This is a genomic window from Campylobacter sp. RM9331 (genome assembly GCF_020137685.1).
GTDB lineage: Bacteria > Campylobacterota > Campylobacteria > Campylobacterales > Campylobacteraceae > Campylobacter_E.
Window position 1 is genome coordinate 1 of record NZ_JACGBA010000058.1, and the last position, 769, is coordinate 769.

Sequence of the window (769 nt, forward strand, 5' to 3'; positions counted from 1 at the left end):
TTTAGATATTGCGGCTAATCAAGGTATAAATAACCCAGACAAGCATGTATTGTATGTGAATGCAGCACAAGGGGTTGCTGGTGATGGTGGTCAAGTAGCTAGAGATTTAAGCTTAGCTGCAACTTGGGCAGGTGGTGGTGCAACACAAGCAGGACAAGCAGGAAATGCTATTACCGGTGCTGCGGATTCTATTTTAAATAGTAAAAATACATTTGAAGAAGTTCAAGCAGCTCACTACGAACAAGACGCAAGAATTGCAGCTGATGGATATAGACAAGGCAAAGCAGCTGCTGAAGCTATTACTGCTGATGGTAAAGTAAATCTAAATACTTTAAAAGCAGAAGCTCAAGGAGCATTGCATGCTTTAGCTAATAATGCTACACAAAATACTCCAGAAAATCAAGCTGCAGCTGCTGCACTATTAGCTATTAGAAATAATAATCAAACCATGACTATAGACGAAGCTAATTCAAAAATAGATGACGCTATGAAAGCTCTTCAAAAATTAGTAGATGGTGGTAAGGGTTTAACAATGGATAAAAATGCCGCTGAAGATGCAATAGTAGCTCATGCTATGATACAATTTTTAAAAGGAACTAAAGAAGGCTTAAACGAAAGCGATAGAGCTGGTCTTAAAGATATGATAGGCTTAACTAACGATAATAAAACTAACTTCGGAAGATTAAGTTTTTCATCAACTAATGGTAAAGACATAGTTGTAGAAGCTACTAGAGATTATGTAGATAAAGATGGCAATATCCAATCAATG

The 769-nt window shown here is 36.9% G+C and carries 1 protein-coding gene; it reads left to right on the forward strand.

Annotation, left to right across the window (positions count from 1 at the left end; genetic code table 11):
- Positions 1-769: hypothetical protein (locus AVBRAN9331_RS09750; protein ID WP_336612930.1), on the forward strand; the 769-nt coding region annotated here is incomplete at both ends.